General features: G+C 36.9%; 15 protein-coding genes. 7 read left to right on the top strand and 8 right to left on the bottom strand.

Features of this window, described 5'->3' with window-relative positions:
• Positions 1-369 precede the first annotated feature (369 nt).
• The 4 genes from secA to prmC all read left to right on the top strand — a co-directional run bounded on the left by secA (position 370) and on the right by prmC (position 5,678).
• A complete protein-coding gene (gene secA, locus ACFIJW_RS08265) occupies positions 370-3,087 on the top strand; it encodes a preprotein translocase subunit SecA (RefSeq protein WP_375633952.1) in 2,718 nt (905 codons plus the stop codon).
• A complete protein-coding gene (locus ACFIJW_RS08260) occupies positions 3,026-3,517 on the top strand; it encodes a Fur family transcriptional regulator (protein ID WP_375633950.1) in 492 nt (163 codons plus the stop codon). The genes secA and ACFIJW_RS08260 overlap by 62 nt, the downstream gene beginning before the upstream one ends.
• Positions 3,518-3,738: 221 nt before the next feature.
• A complete protein-coding gene (gene prfA, locus ACFIJW_RS08255; RefSeq protein WP_375633948.1) occupies positions 3,739-4,815 on the top strand; it encodes a peptide chain release factor 1 in 1,077 nt (358 codons plus the stop codon).
• Positions 4,812-5,678 carry a peptide chain release factor N(5)-glutamine methyltransferase gene (prmC, locus tag ACFIJW_RS08250; RefSeq protein ID WP_375618057.1) on the top strand — a complete coding sequence of 289 codons (867 nt, stop codon included), beginning with the start codon at positions 4,812-4,814 and terminating at the stop codon, positions 5,676-5,678. The genes prfA and prmC overlap by 4 nt, the downstream gene beginning before the upstream one ends.
• Here prmC and nrdF read toward each other — a convergent pair.
• From nrdF to nrdH, 4 genes are read right to left on the bottom strand one after another with little or no spacing between them, the layout of a single operon-like run.
• Positions 5,675-6,649, bottom strand: coding sequence for a class 1b ribonucleoside-diphosphate reductase subunit beta (nrdF, locus tag ACFIJW_RS08245; RefSeq protein WP_375633946.1), 975 nt, complete (start codon positions 6,647-6,649; stop codon positions 5,675-5,677). The genes prmC and nrdF overlap by 4 nt on opposite strands.
• Before the next feature lie 11 nt (positions 6,650-6,660).
• A complete protein-coding gene (gene nrdE, locus ACFIJW_RS08240; RefSeq protein ID WP_375633944.1) occupies positions 6,661-8,811 on the bottom strand; it encodes a class 1b ribonucleoside-diphosphate reductase subunit alpha in 2,151 nt (716 codons plus the stop codon).
• On the bottom strand, positions 8,793-9,191 hold the full coding sequence (gene nrdI / locus ACFIJW_RS08235; protein WP_375613294.1) for a class Ib ribonucleoside-diphosphate reductase assembly flavoprotein NrdI: 399 nt from the start codon (positions 9,189-9,191) through the stop codon (positions 8,793-8,795). The genes nrdE and nrdI overlap by 19 nt, the downstream gene beginning before the upstream one ends.
• Positions 9,191-9,415, bottom strand: coding sequence for a glutaredoxin-like protein NrdH (nrdH, locus tag ACFIJW_RS08230; protein WP_005774163.1), 225 nt, complete (start codon positions 9,413-9,415; stop codon positions 9,191-9,193). Before nrdH ends, nrdI begins: the two co-directional genes overlap by 1 nt.
• A gap of 680 nt (positions 9,416-10,095) precedes the next feature.
• Between nrdH and ACFIJW_RS08225 the strand changes: the two genes are divergently transcribed.
• The 3 genes from ACFIJW_RS08225 to ACFIJW_RS08215 are packed head-to-tail and all read left to right on the top strand — an operon-like array spanning position 10,096 to position 12,652.
• Positions 10,096-10,845 (top strand): ABC transporter ATP-binding protein, encoded by a 750-nt coding sequence (locus tag ACFIJW_RS08225; RefSeq protein WP_375633943.1) that lies wholly within the window; start codon positions 10,096-10,098, stop codon positions 10,843-10,845.
• Between the two features lie 9 nt (positions 10,846-10,854).
• Positions 10,855-11,724 (top strand): metal ABC transporter permease, encoded by an 870-nt coding sequence (locus tag ACFIJW_RS08220; protein ID WP_375618061.1) that lies wholly within the window; start codon positions 10,855-10,857, stop codon positions 11,722-11,724.
• Between the two features lie 10 nt (positions 11,725-11,734).
• On the top strand, positions 11,735-12,652 hold the full coding sequence (locus ACFIJW_RS08215; RefSeq protein ID WP_375633941.1) for a metal ABC transporter solute-binding protein, Zn/Mn family: 918 nt from the start codon (positions 11,735-11,737) through the stop codon (positions 12,650-12,652).
• Positions 12,653-14,590: 1,938 nt separating this feature from the next.
• On the opposite strand, the gene ACFIJW_RS08210 is transcribed toward ACFIJW_RS08215, so the two are convergent.
• The 4 genes from ACFIJW_RS08210 to ugpB all read right to left on the bottom strand — a co-directional run bounded on the left by ACFIJW_RS08210 (position 14,591) and on the right by ugpB (position 18,816).
• A complete protein-coding gene (locus tag ACFIJW_RS08210) occupies positions 14,591-15,637 on the bottom strand; it encodes a sn-glycerol-3-phosphate import ATP-binding protein UgpC (protein WP_375633939.1) in 1,047 nt (348 codons plus the stop codon).
• A 2-nt stretch (positions 15,638-15,639) separates the two neighbouring features.
• Complete coding sequence (gene ugpE, locus ACFIJW_RS08205; protein WP_375633937.1) at positions 15,640-16,491, bottom strand: sn-glycerol-3-phosphate ABC transporter permease UgpE; 852 nt, start codon at positions 16,489-16,491, stop codon at positions 15,640-15,642.
• Between the two features lie 10 nt (positions 16,492-16,501).
• Positions 16,502-17,386 (bottom strand): sn-glycerol-3-phosphate ABC transporter permease UgpA, encoded by an 885-nt coding sequence (gene ugpA, locus ACFIJW_RS08200; RefSeq protein WP_375633935.1) that lies wholly within the window; start codon positions 17,384-17,386, stop codon positions 16,502-16,504.
• A 95-nt stretch (positions 17,387-17,481) separates the two neighbouring features.
• Positions 17,482-18,816, bottom strand: a complete 1,335-nt coding sequence (gene ugpB / locus ACFIJW_RS08195; protein ID WP_375633933.1) for a sn-glycerol-3-phosphate ABC transporter substrate-binding protein UgpB — start codon at positions 18,814-18,816, stop codon at positions 17,482-17,484.
• Between the last annotated feature and the right edge of the window lie 712 nt (positions 18,817-19,528).

Genomic DNA, 19,528 nt, shown 5'->3' with positions numbered 1-19,528 from the left:
CTTTAAACATAGAGAAATAAATTAGTAATTTATTTTAAAAAAGTATAAAATTATCCTTTTATCTCAGTTTCTCCAATCCTATCTAATGCAGATGAAAAGCATGATAATAGAGAAAAATGACATATTGTATCTTAAATTACTTTGTATTGTATCAGTTAAATAGCATACTTAAAGTTGACATAAAGCGCTTAGCCTCTTATCTCTACTTTACAATTAGAGTGAAAAATTGCACACCAGCAAGTATAATGGTACCATCTGCATTTCATGATGTCTCCAATGATATCAGACAACCTGAAGGAAATGTAGAGTATGGGGAGAGCATATGAATTACCCAACAAGAGTGACAACAATTAAAAGAAAGGGCCAGAGATGGTCAGTTTAGGTGTTTTTGCCCGTAAGTTTTTTGGTTCAGCTCATGAGCGACATCTCAAAGCACTCCGCCAAAAAGTTGCACAAATTAATGCTTTGGAAGAACAATTCGTAAAATTAAGTGATGAGCAGCTTTGCCAAAAAACAGATGCCTTTCGTAAACGTCTTAGTGAAGGTGAAAGTGTTAATTTGCTCTTACCAGAAGCTTTCGCGACTGTTCGTGAAGCCGCAAAACGTGTTTATGACATGCGTCCTTTTGACGTGCAACTTATTGGTGGAATGGTCCTTCACGACTGTGGCATAGCTGAAATGCGTACTGGTGAAGGTAAAACATTAATGGCAACTCTACCAATTTATCTCAATGCATTGGAAGGTAAAGGCGTTCATGTTGTGACAGTAAACGATTATCTCGCCAGTCGTGATGCTGAAACAATGGGGAAAATTTTTAGTTTTCTAGGGCTTACAACAGGCGTGATTCTTCATGATCTTGATAGTGATGCCCGCCGAGAGGCCTATGCATGCGACATTACCTATGCCACAAATAATGAACTAGGTTTTGATTATTTGCGTGATAATATGGCCTTCGATCATAGTCAAATGGTCCAACGTGGACATCATTACGCAATTGTTGATGAAGTTGATTCGATTCTTATTGATGAAGCCCGTACCCCCCTTATTATTTCTGGTCCTCTAGAAGATCGTACTGACTTCTATAACCTTATTGATACATTTATTCCTGCCTTAACTCCAGAAGACTATGAAATAGACGAAAAACAAAAAACAACGACCTTTACCGAAGTTGGTACTGAAAAAATTGAAAAAATGCTCGAACAAGCTGGGCATCTTAAAGGTGAGAGTCTTTATGACATAGAAAATGTCGCTATCGTTCATCATGTCAATAATGCTCTAAAAGCTCATAAACTGTTTGCTCGTGATAAAGATTACATTGTTCGCAATGATGAAATCGTTATTATTGACGAATTTACAGGGCGAATGATGCCTGGGCGGCGTTATTCTGAAGGACTTCATCAAGCGTTAGAAGCTAAAGAGCATGTTGCTATTCAACCAGAAAACCAGACACTTGCTTCCATCACTTTCCAAAATTACTTCCGTATGTATAGAAAATTATCTGGCATGACTGGAACTGCAACAACAGAAGCCGAAGAATTCAGAAATATTTATGGTCTTGACGTTGTCGAAGTCCCTACCAATTTGCCAATACAACGTATTGATGAAGATGATGAGATTTATCGAACAGCAGAAGAGAAATATCGGGCAATTGTGCGTGATATCCGTCAAGCACACGAAAAAGAACAGCCTATTCTTGTTGGAACAACCTCTATTGAAAAATCAGAACAATTGGCAGAGCGTTTGCGAAAAGAAGGCATTACCGATTTTAGAGTCTTAAATGCTCGCTATCACGAACAAGAAGCATATATCATTGCGCAAGCAGGAGTTCCTAGAGCTCTCACCATTGCAACCAACATGGCAGGACGCGGTACGGATATACAGCTTGGTGGTAATGTTGAAATGCGCATCCGACAAGAGTTACAGGATATCCCCGAAGGTCCAGAGCGGACAGCTAAAATTGAAGAAATAAAAAAAGATGTTCAGAAGCTTAAAGAAAAAGCTTTAGCGGCTGGAGGGCTTTACGTTATCGCTACTGAACGTCATGAAAGCCGTCGTATTGATAACCAGCTTCGTGGACGTTCTGGTCGCCAAGGCGATCCTGGTCGCTCAAAATTCTTTCTCTCTCTTCAAGATGATCTTATGCGTATCTTTGGCTCTAACCGTATGGATAGTATGCTGCAAAAACTTGGATTGAAAGAAAATGAAGCTATTATCCATCCATGGATTAATAAAGCCCTTGAAAAAGCGCAAAAAAAGGTCGAAGCACGAAACTTTGAAATTCGTAAAAATCTGCTAAAATATGATGATGTAATGAATGATCAACGCAAGGTTATTTTTGAACAGCGTATGGAGGTTATGAACGCAGATGATTTATCAGAAATGATCCTTGAAATGCGCAATGAAGTCGTAGAGGATCTCGTAGAAGCTTATATTCCATCAGGGACATATTCTGAAAAATGGGATGCAAAAACTCTCGAAGAAGAGCTTCAACAACTCTTTAATCTTGAGCTTCCAGTGGAAGAATGGGCAAAAGAAGATGGAATTGCCGAGGAGCAAATTCTAGAGCGTGTATCAGATGCTGTTACAAAACTTGAAAATGAGCGTACTGAACGATATTCTCCAGAAGTTATGGCTTATTTTCACAAAGCAGTATTGCTCGAAACTATTGACACGTTATGGCGTGAACATCTGATGAGTTTAGACCATTTGCGTTCTGTTGTTGGGTTTCGTGGTTATGCGCAGCGGGATCCGCTCAATGAATATAAGACAGAATCATTTGAACTCTTTCAAAGTATGTTGAAAAATTTGCGCCGAATTGTCACTTCTAAGCTTATGCGCTTTGAAATCATTCAACACCCCACAGAACCGACCATGCCTGAGCAAACTGATGCTGCTTCTTCTGTCTTTAATGATCAAAGTCAAGAAAATGCTCCCACCTTATGGGCACGATCACAAGAAAATAGATTTGTTAATCCACAAGATCGTGACCCTAACGATATAACCACATGGGGAAAAGTTGGACGTAATGAGCGTTGTCCTTGCGGTTCAGAAAAAAAATACAAACACTGTCATGGAGCCTTTGTTTGAAAAGCAAATTATGCAAATGAATAAAAAGCGAAATTATGAGCAAGAATTGCGCACAGCTGGTTTAAGAGTAACACGTCAACGACGAGTTATTCTTGATATTTTGACTGATACAAATGATCATCCTAATGCATTTGAAATTTTTCAGCGTGCAAACAAAATAGATTCGAATATTTCACTCTCAACTGTTTATCGAACCATGAAAATATTAGAAGGAAATGGAACAATTCATCGCCATAGCTTTAGTGGTGGTCCATCTCGTTTTGAGCAAGCAGATAGGCAACATCATGATCATCTCATTGATATAGAAACAGGACAAGTTATCGAGTTTCATTCTGACGTTATTGAAAAGCTGCAAGAGGAAATTGCAAAATCCCTTGGCTATGATATTATTCATCACCGCCTTGAACTTTACGGAAAAAAAAACTCTTAAAAAAGTAATCATATATCATTAGATAAAATACCTCAGGCAAATCAAATTTTATAAAAATTTACCTTTAAAATATAATAGTTTTCATTGGCAAAAAAAAGAATTGCTTTATTACCCCTCTTTGTATGATGCTATACGGTAATTCATTGCCAATATTATAACAAAAAATCATTGCAACAAAATATTATAAAAATTGTATTATGAAAAATTAGGCCAATATTATCATGGTTTCTTTGCCACAAGATCGTATGAGACAGCTTGAAAAACGCTTTGAAATAATTGAAAGCCAAATGACGACGAATCCAAATGCTGAAACATATGTCAAATTAGCTTCTGAATATGCAGAACTACAACCCGTTATTACCTCTATACGCGCATTAAATGCTCTTTATGAAGAGATTACAGAATTAGAAACGATTATCAACGATAAACAAACAGATATAGAGATGCGTAATCTTGCTCAAGAAGAGCTACCATCGTTATATAAAAAAGTGGAGCAATTTGAAAAAGAACTCCAAATTCTGTTATTGCCTAAAGATGTTGCTGATGAAAAAAACGCTATTGTTGAAATTCGAGCAGGAACGGGTGGCTCAGAAGCAGCACTTTTTTCCGGTGATCTTTTCCGCATGTATGAACGTTATGCCCATGCTCACAATTGGAAAGTAGAAGTTATTTCACTTAGTGAGGGGGAAGTTGGCGGATATAAAGAGATTATTGCTACCATTTCAGGAAAAGGTGTCTTTTCTAAATTGAAATATGAATCAGGGGTTCATCGTGTGCAACGCATCCCTGAAACAGAGACAGGTGGGCGTATCCATACATCTGCTGCTACCGTTGCTGTGCTTCCAGAAGCTGAAGATATTGATATTGATATTCGTCCTGAAGATATTCGTATCGACACAATGCGTGCATCCGGAGCAGGAGGACAGCATGTTAATACAACGGATTCAGCTGTTCGTATCACGCATATTCCAACAGGAATTATGGTCGTACAAGCAGAAAAATCACAACATCAGAACCGAGCACGAGCCCTTCAAATTTTACGGGCACGCTTATTCGATATCGAACGACAAAAAGCGGAAAGTGAACGTTCAGCTTCTCGTAAAAGCCAAGTTGGTTCTGGTGATCGCTCAGAACGTATTCGTACCTATAATTTTCCACAAGGACGTGTCACGGATCACCGTATTAATCTAACCTTGTATAAGCTTGATCGCATTCTAGAGGGAGATCTTGATGAACTTCTTCATGCACTCATCTCAGATCATCAAACAACACTGCTGATGGAAATGGATAATAATTGAGCAAATATTCTTTCAAGAATGTTATCCAACAAATGCAAGAAAAATTGCGCACGAAAGGGATTGCTGAAGCCGATCTCGATGCGAAAATACTCGTTGAATGGATAACAGGAATAAATGCTGCTGAAAGAATTTCTAAACCAGATATGCATCTATCTTCTGAGCATATTATACAAATAGAACAGGCTTTACAACGGCGTATTGCAGGCGAACCCGTTTACCGTATTATAGGAGCACGAGAATTTTATGGTATATCTTTTACATTGTCTCAAGAGACGTTAGAACCTCGTCCTGATACAGAAACGCTGATAGATCTTGTTCTCCCTTTTCTCCAAAAACAGGTCGAAAATTCGAGAAGAACAACATTCCTTGATATGGGAACAGGAAGTGGCGCCATTGCTATTGCACTCCTTAAACAAATTCCCCAATCCTATGCGGTGGCAGTCGATATTTCTGAAGATGCCCTTAAAACAGCGAAAAAAAATGCAAAAAATGCTGAAGTAGCACACCGCTTCACACCTCTTCTTAGCGACTGGTTTGATTCTGTCACAGATCGCTTTGATTTTATTGTTTCCAATCCACCTTATATTCCCGCAAAAGATATCAAAAAACTTGCAAAAGAAGTGCGCTTACATGACCCATTGCGCGCTCTGATAGGAGGGGAAGATGGACTTGATTTTTATCGAAAACTCGCCCATGAAGCAGCCAATTACTTAAAAGAAAACGGCTATGTCGCTGTTGAAATTGGTTTCTCTCAAGAAAATGAAGCCTGCAATTTGTTTGAAAAAAATGGTTTTCAATGTTTAGAAGTGCGCAAAGATCTAAGTGGGATACCCCGCGCACTTCTATTTGCATGCAAACATTAAAATTCCCAATCATCATCCGTAGTAGCAACCGCCTTGCCAATGACATAAGAAGAACCTGCCCCTGAAAAAAAGTCATGATTTTCGTCAGAGTTTGGTGATAAAGCTGCCAAAATAGCGGGATTAACACGACAAACCTCAGGGGGGAAAAGAGCTTCAAAACCTAAATTCATTAAAGCCTTGTTAGCATTATAATGAAGAAAAATTTTAACATCTTCTGTCAATCCAAGTGCATCATAAAGATCTTCAGTATATTTGCACTCGATATTATAAAGGTCAAAGAGCAGGTTAAAAGCAAAATCTTTAATTTCTTTCTTTTTGGCTTCATCAAGCTTTGCAAAGCCCAATTGGAATTTATAACCTATATAATAACCATGGACTGCTTCATCACGAATAATTAATCGAATGAGATCTGCTGTATTGGTCAACTTAGCGCGACTGGCCCAATACATGGGCAAATAAAAACCAGAATAAAATAAAAAGCTTTCCAGCAAAGTCGAAGCAATTTTTTTCTTAAGTGGATCATTTGCTTCATAACGCTCAAGTACTAATCTAGCCTTTTTCTGCAAATGAATATTTTCTTCTGACCATCTAAACGCATCATCAACTTCTACCGTCGAACAAAGGGTTGAAAAAATAGAGGAATAAGAACGTGCATGAACAGCTTCCATAAAGGCAATATTCGTCAAAACTGCCTCCTCATGCTCTGTTATCGTATCAGCCAGAAGCGAAATGGCTCCTACAGTGTTTTGAATTGTATCGAGAAGCGTTAGTCCTGTAAAAACACGAATTGTTAGCTTGCGTTCTTCATCCGTTAAGCTTGACCATGAGGGAATGTCATTGGAAAGTGGAACCTTCTCAGGTAACCAAAAATTCCCAGTTAAGCGGTTCCATACTTCAAGATCTTTCTCATCATGTAATCTATTCCAATTAACAGCGCACACAACAGGATTTTTGGTTGTAATCTTTGTCATATGATGATCTCCTATAAACTGCACGAAACACAGCCATCAACTTCTGTTCCACTTAATGCTACTTGCCGTAATCGTACATAGTAAATACTCTTGATTCCCTTTTTCCAAGCATAAATTTGTGCGCGGTTAATATCACGTGTGGTCGCTGTATCAGGAAAAAATAATGTTAATGAAAGACCTTGATCAACATGCTGTGTTGCAGCAGCATAGGTATCTATAATTTTTTCAGGACCAATCTCATAAGCATCTTGGTAAAAATTCAAATTCGTATTATCCATATAAGGAGCGGGATAATAAACGCGCCCAATTTTTCCCTCTTTGCGAATTTCAATTTTTGAAGCAATTGGATGAATGGAAGAAGTGGCATGATTAATATAGGAAATAGATCCCGTAGGTGGAACTGCCTGCAAATTGCGGTTATAAAGCCCATACTCAATAACTAATTTTTTGAGTTCCTGCCAATCCTTTTGATCTGGAATAACAATATTATTCCGTGCAAAAAGCTCTTGCACAAGCGGAAATTGCGGTTTCCATTCTTTTTCAATATATTTTTCGAAAAAACGTCCATCTGCATAAGCTGATTTTTCAAACCCTGCAAACATTTCTTGACGTTCGTGCGCAATTAAATTGGAAGCCCGTATGGCGTGATATGTCACAATATAAAAATAGATATTGGTAAAATCAATCGCTTCTGGAGACCCATAATAGATCTGCTCACGCGCTAGAAACCCATGCAAATTCATTTGTCCCAAACCAATCGCATGACTTTCAGCATTGCCTTTCGCAATGGAAGGCACACAAGCAATATTGCTCATATCCGAAACAGCAGTAAGAGCACGAACAGCAGATTCCACGGTCTGTCCAAAATCAGGACTTTCCATTGCTTTGGCAATATTCATGGATCCAAGATTACAGGATATATCACTTCCAATCGTGCGATAAGTTAAATCTGTCTCCAGTTCACTCGCCTCACTCACCTGCAAAATTTCTGAACATAAATTGCTCATACTTATGCGCCCAGCTATCGGATTCGATCGATTAGCAGTATCCTCAAATAAAATATAGGGATAACCGGACTCAAATTGAATTTCCGCTAATGTCTGGAAAAAAACGCGTGCACTTATTTTCTTTTTACGAATCTTTGCATTATCAACAAAAGAACGATAATGCTCCGTTAAAGAAATATCGCTAAAGGGCTTACCTGTCACACGCTCGATGTCATACGATGAGAAGAGATACATATCCTCATTATTCCGTGCAAGCTCAAAAGTAATATCAGGAATAACGACACCAAGCGAAAGCGTTTTGATTCTAACTTTTTCATCAGCATTTTCACGCTTTGTATCCAAAAACTTCATAATATCTAAATGATGAGCATGCAAATAAACAGCTCCAGCCCCCTGTCGTGCCCCAAGCTGATTGGCATAAGAAAAAGAATCTTCCAAGAGTTTCATCACCGGTAAAACACCTGAGGACTGATTTTCTATTTGCTTAATTGGCGCCCCTGCTTCCCGCAAATTCGTTAAACAAAGCGCTACACCTCCACCACGTTTTGAAAGCTGCAAAGCCGAATTAACCGAACGACCTATCGATTCCATATTATCTTCAACACGTAGCAAAAAACACGAAACCAATTCACCTCGTTGTTTTTTCCCAGCATTTAAAAATGTCGGTGTTGCCGGTTGAAAACGTCCTGTAATAATTTCATCCACAAAACTTTCAGCAAGAGCTTTATTCCCTTGTGCCAAATATAAAGCTACAAGACAGACGCGATCTTCATAACGTTCAAGATAACGTTTCCCATCAAAAGTCTTCAGTGTATAGCTGGTATAATACTTAAATGCGCCTAAAAAGGTAGGAAAACGAAACTTAAATGCATAAGCACGTTTAAAAAGCTTTTTAATAAAAGAAAAATCATAAAGCTCAAATAAAGCTTTTTCATAATAACCTTCTTCTATTAAGTAATCTATTTTTTCCTTCAGGTTATGAAAAAAAACTGTATTTTGATTAACATGCTGAAGAAAATATTGCCTCGCAGCAAGCCGATCCATATCAAATTGAATATGACCATTTTCATCATAAAGATTAAGCATTGCATTCAACGCATGATAATCAGTAATCTGATCCGATTTCTGCGATTGTCCTATACCAATTGTTTCCAAAATCTTTCCAATCCCTTTTTTACATAAATAACGTCTTCATCAGTTCCACGCAGCTCAAAACGATAAAGGCAAGGTACACAACATTTTTCAGCAATAATTTTACTTGCTAAATTATAATAGCGACCAAAATTACGATTCCCACCGCCAATAACACCACAAATTAATTTTCGGTTCTCAGCTTCATTAAGAAACTGGACAACGGCTTTCGGCACGGCCCCTCTTCCTTCACCATCTGCATATGTAGGAACAACCAATACATAAGGTTCACCAACCAATGCAGAAGGCTTTCTTTTATCAATTTTGAAGAGTCGTTGACCAAGCTGCGAGACAAAATGTTCTGTATTACCCGTTGCACTCGAATAATAAACAATAAGCCCCATTAAGCACAAAGACCACTAATCATATCTGGTCTAAAACCAGACCAATGATTTTCACCACAAACAACGACAGGAACCTGACGATACCCCAGAGATTGAACAAAACTGTATGCTTGTTCATCACAGGAAATATCAACAACACGATAATGAATGCCTTTTGCATCAAAAGCGCGGCGTGTAGCATCACATTGGACACAAGATGGTTTGCTATAAATAGTGATCGACATTTTCTTCAACTTTCACAATTCCAAACAATCAACCCTGAAAGGTCAATCTAATAATTTTATAGGTACTCAAGAATAACAAAAAACAGAAATTGTACGCAAAACATGTGATTATTTTCAAATAATACACAGCTTCCTGAACATAACAGAATTCCTCATCAAATAACTTCAAAAACTATGATGAGAATAAGCGATTATTCTACAACTTAAATGGCAAAGCCCCCTAGTTATAAAACAATCTTTTGCTTGCATTACAATTCCCTCCTGCTGTCTAAAAAACTAACGTTCTAAACTACCGTTTTTCAAGAGCTCTGTTTGCTCTTTTACGGCAAAAATCAATTACAAAAACGAAAGGAAATCCCTCCAAAAGAGACCCTTCAGTAAAAATACTGCTATACCTTTGGCCAATAAACTCTTTACAATAATGGAAATAACTTAGATACCAAACGAAACACACTAACACCCTCTCTTGTGCTTATTTAGAATCACCAATCATTTTGATACTATATATAGTATATACTCTCTCTCTTTCGTCAAGGTGAATTCAATTATTATTTTTAATTTTCCACGATCTTCCCACTAAAATTTTCAGTACTCAAAACTATGTAATAATATAACATTTTGTTGACAAACGTTATATTATTACATAGTTTCCAAAATAATAAGCAACGATGGTAAAAAATATGGATCTGCACTTCAATAAGACAACATTAGGCTATAGGAATAGAATAGCAATAAAGAACTTTTCAGCAAAATTAAAAGCTGGTTCATTGGTTGCAATAACAGGTGATAATGGCGCTGGAAAATCGACACTGCTAAAAGCTATCGCCGGATTGATTAAACCTCTTAAAGGAAAAATTACAAAACCAAAAAAAAGCTGCATTGCTTATCTTGCTCAGCAATGTAATATAGATCAAACATTTCCAATTGATGTGAAAACGCTTGTAAAAACAGGACTGTGGTCTTTTTGTGGATTATGGAAGAATCAGCGCCCTTATGATTCTAAGATTCAAAATGCTCTTAAAATGGTTGGGCTTACAGAACTCGCACCCCGTTCGCTTGAAACATTATCAGGCGGGCAATTGCAACGCGCTCTTTTTGCACGTATCATTATACAAGATGCCAATATTATTTTACTTGATGAACCTTTCAATGGTGTAGATCATAATACCCAAAAAGACCTTCTTGCACTGATCACATACTGGCAACAGCAAGGACGCACAATTCTCACAGCACTCCATAATCCTCTCATCGTGCAAGAATTTTTCCCCCAAATGATTCAAATTGATCAACAAAACGCCTTTTATGGAGAAACAACACAGTTTTTAAACAACACCATTCATCACGTTATGCCACCTCTCACATCCAATTCTTTCCCTATTAGCGCACAAAAACAAAATCTTCCCATCAATGATCCTCTCTTTCTTACTTAGGTATAAGACGTGTATGCATTTTTTCTTGCCCCCTTTGTTGATTTCCAATTTATGCAAAACGCCCTTATCGGTTCTATTTTTCTGTCTATTAGCGCTTGTCCTGTTGGTGTGTTTTTGATGCTCCGTGGAATGAGCTTGACAGGAGATGCTATTTCTCATGCCATTCTTCCTGGTGTTGCAACTGCTTTTCTGATTTGTGGTTTTTCCCTCATATCTATGACACTTGGTGGCATCTTCGCTGGTCTTATTGTTGCTTTAGCAACCATTTTGATTTCACGAAACAGCTTTCAGAAAGAAGATGCATCCATGACCGTCTTTTATCTTATTGCACTCGCGGCAGGTGTTATTATTATCTCACTGAAAGACTCAACAATTGAGCTGCTTCATCTCTTATTCGGATCGGTTCTTGCACTTGATGCACAAGCCCTTTGGTTAATCGCTACTATAATGCTGATTACACTATGCAGCCTTTGTATTTTTTGGCGTGCACTCGTTTTAGAAAGCTTTGACCCCCTCTTTTTTAAATCACTCTCTCCATTGAGTAAATATATTCATATTTCATTGCTTGGACTTGTGGTGTTGAATCTGGTTGGAGGCTTTCAATCACTAGGAACATTACTTTCCGTTGGTATTATGATGATTCCAGCCATTACAGCCCGTTTTTGGTTTTCACGGCTAGTCCCTATTTGCGCGCTTTCCACTCTTTTTGGAATCATTTCTAGCGTATGTGGTCTCCTGCTTTCTTTTCATCTTTCACTTCCCTCCGGCCCTGCTATCATCATTGCCGCAGGATTTATTTATCTCGTTTCCTGTTTGATAAGTCCACGTGGCTTTATTGTAACATGGTTTCCCCACCTCTTTTATACCTCCTCACTTTAAGGAAAAAAATGTGCCTAAGTTTGCTCAAAAATTTGTTATTCTTGGAGCCTTATTGCTTGCCCTTTCTCCATTTTCTGCTTCTGCACACAATAAAATCAAAGTTGTTGCGAGCTTTTCTATTCTCGCAGATCTCGTAAAAAATGTAGGAGACCACCATATCTCTATGACTACTTTTGTAGGTCCAAATGCGAATACCCACACTTATGAACCTACCCCCCATGATGCTCAAGCGCTTAGAAATGCTCAAATTATTTTCATCAACGGGCTTCATTTAGAAGGATTCATTGATCGCCTCATTACAGCAAGCGGTACAAAAGCACTTCTTGTCGAAGTTAGCGCTAACATTCCCTCTCTCAAAATGAAAAATCAAGAACATAATGCCCATCACCACCATAGCGTTATTGATCCACACGCTTGGCAAACAATTCCCAATGTCAAAATCTATGTGAAAAATATCGCTGCTGCTTTTTGTAAAATCGATCCACAATCCTGCACCAGCTACAAAAAAAATGCCGAAACCTACATCCAAAAACTTAAAATAGCACAAGATACCCTGAAAACAAAAATTGCTACCATTCCTAAAGATAAACGTATCATTATCACATCTCATGATGCCTTTGGCTATTTTGCCAAGGAATATGGTTTTACTATCCTTGCCCCTCAAAGTGCTTCAACAGAAACTGAAGCAACCGCAGCCGATGTTGCTAAACTTATAAAACAAATTAAAGCGAATAAAGCAACTGCCCTATTCGTTGAAAATATCTCTAATCCCCGTCTCATAAAACAGATTGCAAAAGAAACAGGTTTAACAATTGGTGGAACACTTTATTCTGATGCATTGTCAAACAAAAATGGCCCTGCAGCAACTTATCTCGATATGATGGAACACAATGTGAATACCATCATTGATGCTATCACAAAACATTAAGATCTTCTATAAAAGAGATAAAAAAGAGTTCATAAAATCGTAGGTCTATGATTATGTTACTAATGATGCTCCAACAGCTATAATTGATAACATTGATATGAAATAAAGTTACTTTTACAGAGAAATTTATACTCTATAGATTCTAAGATAGATAAAGTAAGTGGATTTATTGCCTCATGGTGCCCAAACTGTCAGCAGTAGAGTAGCATTCTATTTTTCAATGCTTCTTTTACAATAACTCTCGACACTTGAAACGATTCATAAGAAGAATTTGGTGTCTTTTTCTTAAAGTATTTTTATCTATCCAACTTCATTTATAACATGCAAGTAGAATTAGTGTATGAATAAAAACCACTTGAAGAAAAAATGCCTCTTATGAAGAGTCTCAACACAATAATTGTTGCAATGTTGGAGACTGAAAGAGAGTATGATGATGGCCCCAGCTTGCATTTTTATAAGCATAAAGATGGCGATACACAATGGATTTTATGTTATACTACTTATAAACGACTGCGTGAATAAATAGTTGGAACAACCTTGCAAGATATTTTTTAAAAAAAGTGCGTAAATTGGCAACCCAATAGCCTTCTGTTTAGGTATTCTGTTTTGTATGAGAGATGCAATTCTATTCAAAGAACGTAAAAAATGTGTTCGGCAATGCTTAATCGCCATTATGTAAGAGACACTGGCTCAGATGTTTTTGAAAATTGCAATACTAAATTAAAAGATGATGCTAAAGACAGAATCTATTTTTTATCTTGATGCTTTCATATTCCCCCCCTAAATTAAGCTGTCTCCTCATTTTAAAAATTACACAAGCAGATAAGCTTATTCTACTCTGGCATACAAAACTGAATACAGCACTGAACCGTCTTCATATTTGTCTCAAACATACTGCTGTATAAAGTTTAGGTTGATTTATAAGCAACAAAAAAGCACGCGCTTTATAAGAAAGTAATATCATAAAACCATTAATAGACTGGTAATATATTGAAAAAATATACCAGCTTTTATAAAATGCTTTGTAAAACAATAATATAACTGTCTTGGTCTCTGCTGATTCTTATAGGTGCTTGCATCGATCCCTTATGCTATATTCATAAAGATCTGTTTGAGGATGATCTATAGGCAATTTTTAACTCAAGAATATAGAAAAGATCGATGAGATGTTACAGATGTGTTTCATCTGCTTTTATCGTTAAAAGTAATGAAAATTCTAAAACAAGCACGCCTTCTATCTCTCAGTGATTTTTTTGCAACTTATCAGATACCCTCGCTGAGAATTGCATAGTGATTTACATGAGAAAAAAATAAACTTGCAGCATGCGCGCATAGGTTTCTCTCTAATTTATGTGATTGGTAGAAAAAACAAATGCTTCTTATAGGAGCTCTGAAACCATTTTAGATCATATGGCCAGCGGTAAAATAGAATGCGCCTATTTTCGTACAGACTATTTAAAACAGCGTCGTATTTTGTGGATCAAGTAGACTTCTTATGTTAGGGGTCAAAGCCAAGATATGGGGCGCATCCTCCCTTATCTGTGACTCATTTTTTCTCTCTATTTCTCTCATTTACTTTTATAATACACATAAATTATTACATCAAGAAACATATTATAATATGTTTTTTTTATAACAAAATTATAAATGAGTAAAAATATGGTTAATAAAGATTTATTCTATATTGATATTTTTTTATAATGAAAATGATGTTTGAAAATTATATTCTTCTTACAGACCGTGAAAATGCAAAATTTCTTCATATAAATGTTTTGACATTCTCAGCGCCATGGGACAATGGATCATTACTAAAACTGTTAAAATTTTGTTTTTAATCCCATCGGTTACAACCTGAGTTTGTAAATGTAATCGAGAAAGTCAAAACACAACATTATCATGACGCAGCATAAAAGAGAGTCGTGTCACATCAAGTAATGCTTACTTATTATTTGTGCGCTTTCCTGTGTTTTTATTAAAAGTATGAAAATTCTGATGAGCAACTGTGAAACTTAGTTTTTGACCATAGTCTTGTGTCAAGCGTTCTTTTATTTCAATCGTAAAGATGATACCATTCCAACGCGTTAAAATATGGCAACCTGTTCCAATAAGCTTGATAAGCTCAATTTTTGTGTGAAAGACAGGCCCTTTATCTGGATGTTGTCCCAATAAGATTATTTCAGGTCTGAATGCCAAAAGATCAGTTTCTTCGCCATAAGAAAATGAATGCCCTAAATGTTGTTCTAAGACATGGCGATCAAGAAAATTCATAGGAGGAGAACCAATAAAATCAGCAACAAATGTTGTTGCTGGAGTATCGTAAATTTCCATTGGTGTTCCAATTTGCTCGATAGCTCCTTTATTCAAAACGACTATTCTATCAGCTAATGTCATAGCTTCTAGTTGATCATGGGTAACATAGAGGCTCGTTGTTCCTAATGAACGCTGTAGTGTTTTTATTTCAATACACATTTGCGCCCGTAATTTTGCATCAAGATTTGAAAGAGGTTCATCAAAGAGAAAAACACGGGGTTGACGTACAATCACACGCCCCATTGCAACACGCTGACGTTGTCCTCCTGATAATTGTCGTGGTTTACGATCAAGAAATGGTTCTATCTCCAAAAGCTTTGCAGCATGTGCGATACGTTTTTTAATTTCTTCTTTAGGAGTTTTACGATTTTTAAGACCATATTCTAAGTTTCCACGAACTGTCATATGGGGATAAAGGGCATAATTTTGAAAAACCATAGCGATATCACGATCAGCTGGTTCACGATCATTGATACATTCGTTATCAATGCATAATTCACCTGAAGTAACTTGTTCAAGTCCTGCTATAATACGTAATAAGGTCGATTTTCCGCACCCTGAAGGACCGACAAGAACAAGAAGTTCTTTATCGGCAACAGTTAAATTTAAATCATCAATGACCAGAATGCCGTTGTCATACTGTTTTTTTATATTTGATAACTGGATTATGGCCACAATTACTTCTCCGTTTCAATAAGGCCTTTGATAAAAAGCCGCTGCATGAAGATAACAACAAGAACAGGGGGAACCATGGCAACAACCGATACTGCCATGAGTATATTCCATTGAGGATCATGTTGAAGTGATTCGACAATAAGCTGTTTTAAAATAATAAGGATCGTTTGATGATTTTGATCCGTTGTGATGATAAGAGGCCAGAGATATTGTATCCATCCATAAATGAACATAATGATAAATAAAGCAGCGATATTGCTTTTACTAAGAGGAAGAAGAATATCCTTAAAAAATTTAACTGGACCTGCACCATCAACACGTGCCGCCTCTAAGAGTTCATCTGGAACAGTCAAAAAAAACTGGCGAAATAAAAATGTAGCGGTTGCAGATGCAATAAGTGGAATAATCATTCCACTATAGGTGTTAACCATCCCCAATTTCGCAACAATCTCATAGGTTGGAAGAATACGAACTTCGACAGGGAGCATCAATGTAACAAAAATAAGAACAAAAGCAGTTTTTCGGAAGGGAAAGCGCATGTAAATAATTGCATAAGCAGACAAAAGTGAAATAATAATTTTTCCAACGCTAATCCCAAGAGCCATAATGAATGAATTCATTAAGAGTGGCCAGAGGTTGGGCAAACCCAGCTGTGCAAGGCCATCACCAAAGATTGTTTTATAATTTTCCAGAGCATATTTCCCAGGCAAAAGAGGAAGTGTTCCTGAGTTAAATGCTGCTGAACTATGAGTTGATGCAATGATAGCAACATAAACTGGAAAGCAAATAATGATAATACCAACAATAAGAGTAATATGGGTTAGAAATTTCAAAACAGGGCGATTTTCAACCATAATTTGTTTCCTAATATTGTACACGGCGCTCAATCCAGCGAAACTGGATAAACGTTAAGACAATAACCATCAACATCAATATTGTTGATTGTGCTGCTGATGCACCGATTATTTGATTTCTAAAGCCATCGTCATATACTTTATAGACGAGGATGCTCGTTTCACGCGCAGGACCTCCAGAAGTTGTATTATCAATAATACCAAAAGTATCAAACATAACATAATTGACATTGACAATAAGAAGGAAAAACGTCGTTGGTGAAATTTGCGGGAAAACCACTGTCCAAAATCGTTTAAATGGACCAGCACCATCAATGGCGGCTGCTTCTATTTGAGAACGCGGAACAGACTGAAGACCTGTAAGAAAAAAGAGAAAATTGTAAGAAATTTGTTTCCAACTAGCCGCAATGACAATAAGAATCATTGCTTGAGTGCCATTAATACGATAATTCCATAGCACCCCTATTTTCTCGAGAAAAAAAGGGATAATTCCGATGGTGGGATGAAAGATAAACAGCCACAATATACCTGCCAATACTGGAGCAACAGCATAGGGCCAGAGCAAAAGCATTGTATAAGCCTTTTTTGCACGGATGACACGATCAACACAGACAGCTAAGAGAAGTGATATTGTCATTGAAGCGACAGTAACTGAGATGGAAAATACTGCGGTTGTAAGAAGCGATTGCCGATATGTAGGATCAGAAAGAACGGTTAGATAATTCTCAAAACCAATAAAGGTTGTTGTAAAGCCAAAAGGGTCTTCACGCTCAAAAGATGATTTTATTGCTTGAGCAGCAGGCCAAAAGAAAAACAAAAAAGTCACAAGAAGCTGAGGAAAAAGCAGTCCGTAAGAAAGTAGACTATTTTTAAAATATGCATGTTTTTCTTGCATTCGTAGGGCTCTTTAAATGTAGAGACTTTAAAAAAGTAAACAAAAAGGACTCAACCGTTTTTGTTGAGTCTTTAATGTTTAACAATAAAACGAAATTAATGATTAGATCTTTCAAATTCACGCAAGAGTTTATTTCCACGTTCAACGGTCTCATCTAAACCATCTTTCGGCGTTTTTGAACCACTAAGAACAGCTTCCAACTCTTGATCAAGAATGGCACGAATTTGTGGTAAATTACCAAATCTTATCCCTTTTGAGTTAACTGTTGGTGGATTAAGATTAATCTGTTTGATAGCTATATCCGCACCTGGCGTTTTTTCATAGAAATGTTGTTTTTTGCTCAATTCATAAGTCGCTTTTGTGGTTGGGAGATAACCTGTTTCCTGATGCCACTTTGCTTGATTTTCTGTTTTTGAAAGAAATTTAAGAAAAGCGGCTGCCCCTGCATATTCCTTTGGAGTATGGCCCTTAAACGCCCAAATAGAAGCTCCCCCAATAACTGAATTTTGTGGTGCTCCTTCTGTATCCTTATAGTACGGTAGCATACCAACCCCCACATTAAACTGAGCTTCAGAAACAATCCCAGCATGTGATCCTGAAGATTGCATAAAAATTGCACAATTTTGTGCCATAAACATTGGTGTTGAATCTAATGCACCTGCTGGACCACCATAACGGAAAATACCTTGATCAGACCACTTTTTCAGGTCAGCCCACATACGCACTTGTAAAGGTCCATTAAATGTAAGTTCTGAATCAAGTCCTTTAAAGCCATTTTCCTTCGTTCCAAAAGGAACATTATGCAACGCTGAAAAATTTTCTATACCAATCCATTGAGCGGCATAAGCCATTGTAAAACCACAATTTGCCGCTTTAGTCTCAAGAATTTTCTTGGAAAAGTTTTCTATATCTTGCCACGTTCTAGGAGGCTGTTCTGGATCAAGCCCTGCTTTTTTAAAGATATCTTTGTTATAATAAAGGATGGGTGTTGAAATATTAAATGGCATAGAGACGATACGTCCCTGTTCATCGGAGTAATAACCACTAATAACAGGGAAATAATCTGTAGGATCAAATTCTTGTTTTGTATCAGCCATAAGTTGATAAAATGGGTAGATTGCGCCTTTTGCAGCCATCATAGTTCCAGTACCAACGTCATAAATTTGAGCAAGTACTGGCTGTTTCTTTCCACGAAATGCTGCAATGAGTGAAATCAATCCCTCTTCATATTCACCGCGAAATGAAGAAACAACTTTATACTCAGATTGACTTGCATTAAAATCGTTAATGAGACTTTCAGTTTGCTTTCCTAATTCACCACTCATAGAATGCCAAAAGCTGATTTTTGTCTGTGCAAAACTTTCTGTCATCCCCGCTGTGGACATTATGATAGCAACCGTGGCCGCTATGGAAAGATAAAAACGACTCATGCTTCACCCTTTCTGAAGTGATGGAATACAAACTACCCCCTAAATTTATAGTATTACACATGAACATGCTATGACAGTTTTATTTCAGAAACATATTCTCTCATTTAAACAGGAACCACCTAAAGGTCAAATGAATTTATTTAAATTTATTTATTTTCTTTTATAAGCTTTCTTATATATTCACGAAATACGCGTTTGTAACTATCTGAAAAAAGTGAGATGGCTTAAATAAGCAAAGCCACTTGGTAAAAAGATATGGATCGTAAATATCATTCAATGACTATTTTAATATCTGGATTTACTTTTTTAAAAAGAATTGTTTATTCTTTTATTATTTGTCTTATAACTTTCGGCTTATAACTTGAACACGATGTTGCTACTGAATTTAAAGAAGAGACAAATAGAATTTTTTTAAAATTAAGAAAATCATTTTGAAGCGCTTAATAGTCTCTTTCCCTGTAACAAGATCACACCCCTCATGCAAAACAAAATGACACTGTATGACCAATTTCCATGCTGTTAAAAAATCTTTCAATACATCTACATTTCATGATAGAACCTGTAAAATAAGACATAAAGCCTCTCCATTAAAGTATATAAGACTTTTTGTATGCCATCATTTTTACACTTCATAAAAGTGCAAAACGACATCATCATATGAGACCCTAATGCTTAATAAGCCTTGCATTTGAAATACGTTAAATGAATATTT

The organism is Bartonella sp. MM97QHHN (assembly GCF_042194285.1).
GTDB lineage: Bacteria > Pseudomonadota > Alphaproteobacteria > Rhizobiales > Rhizobiaceae > Bartonella.
Note: the sequence above shows the minus strand (reverse complement) of the source record. Positions and strands in the feature narration are given on the sequence as shown.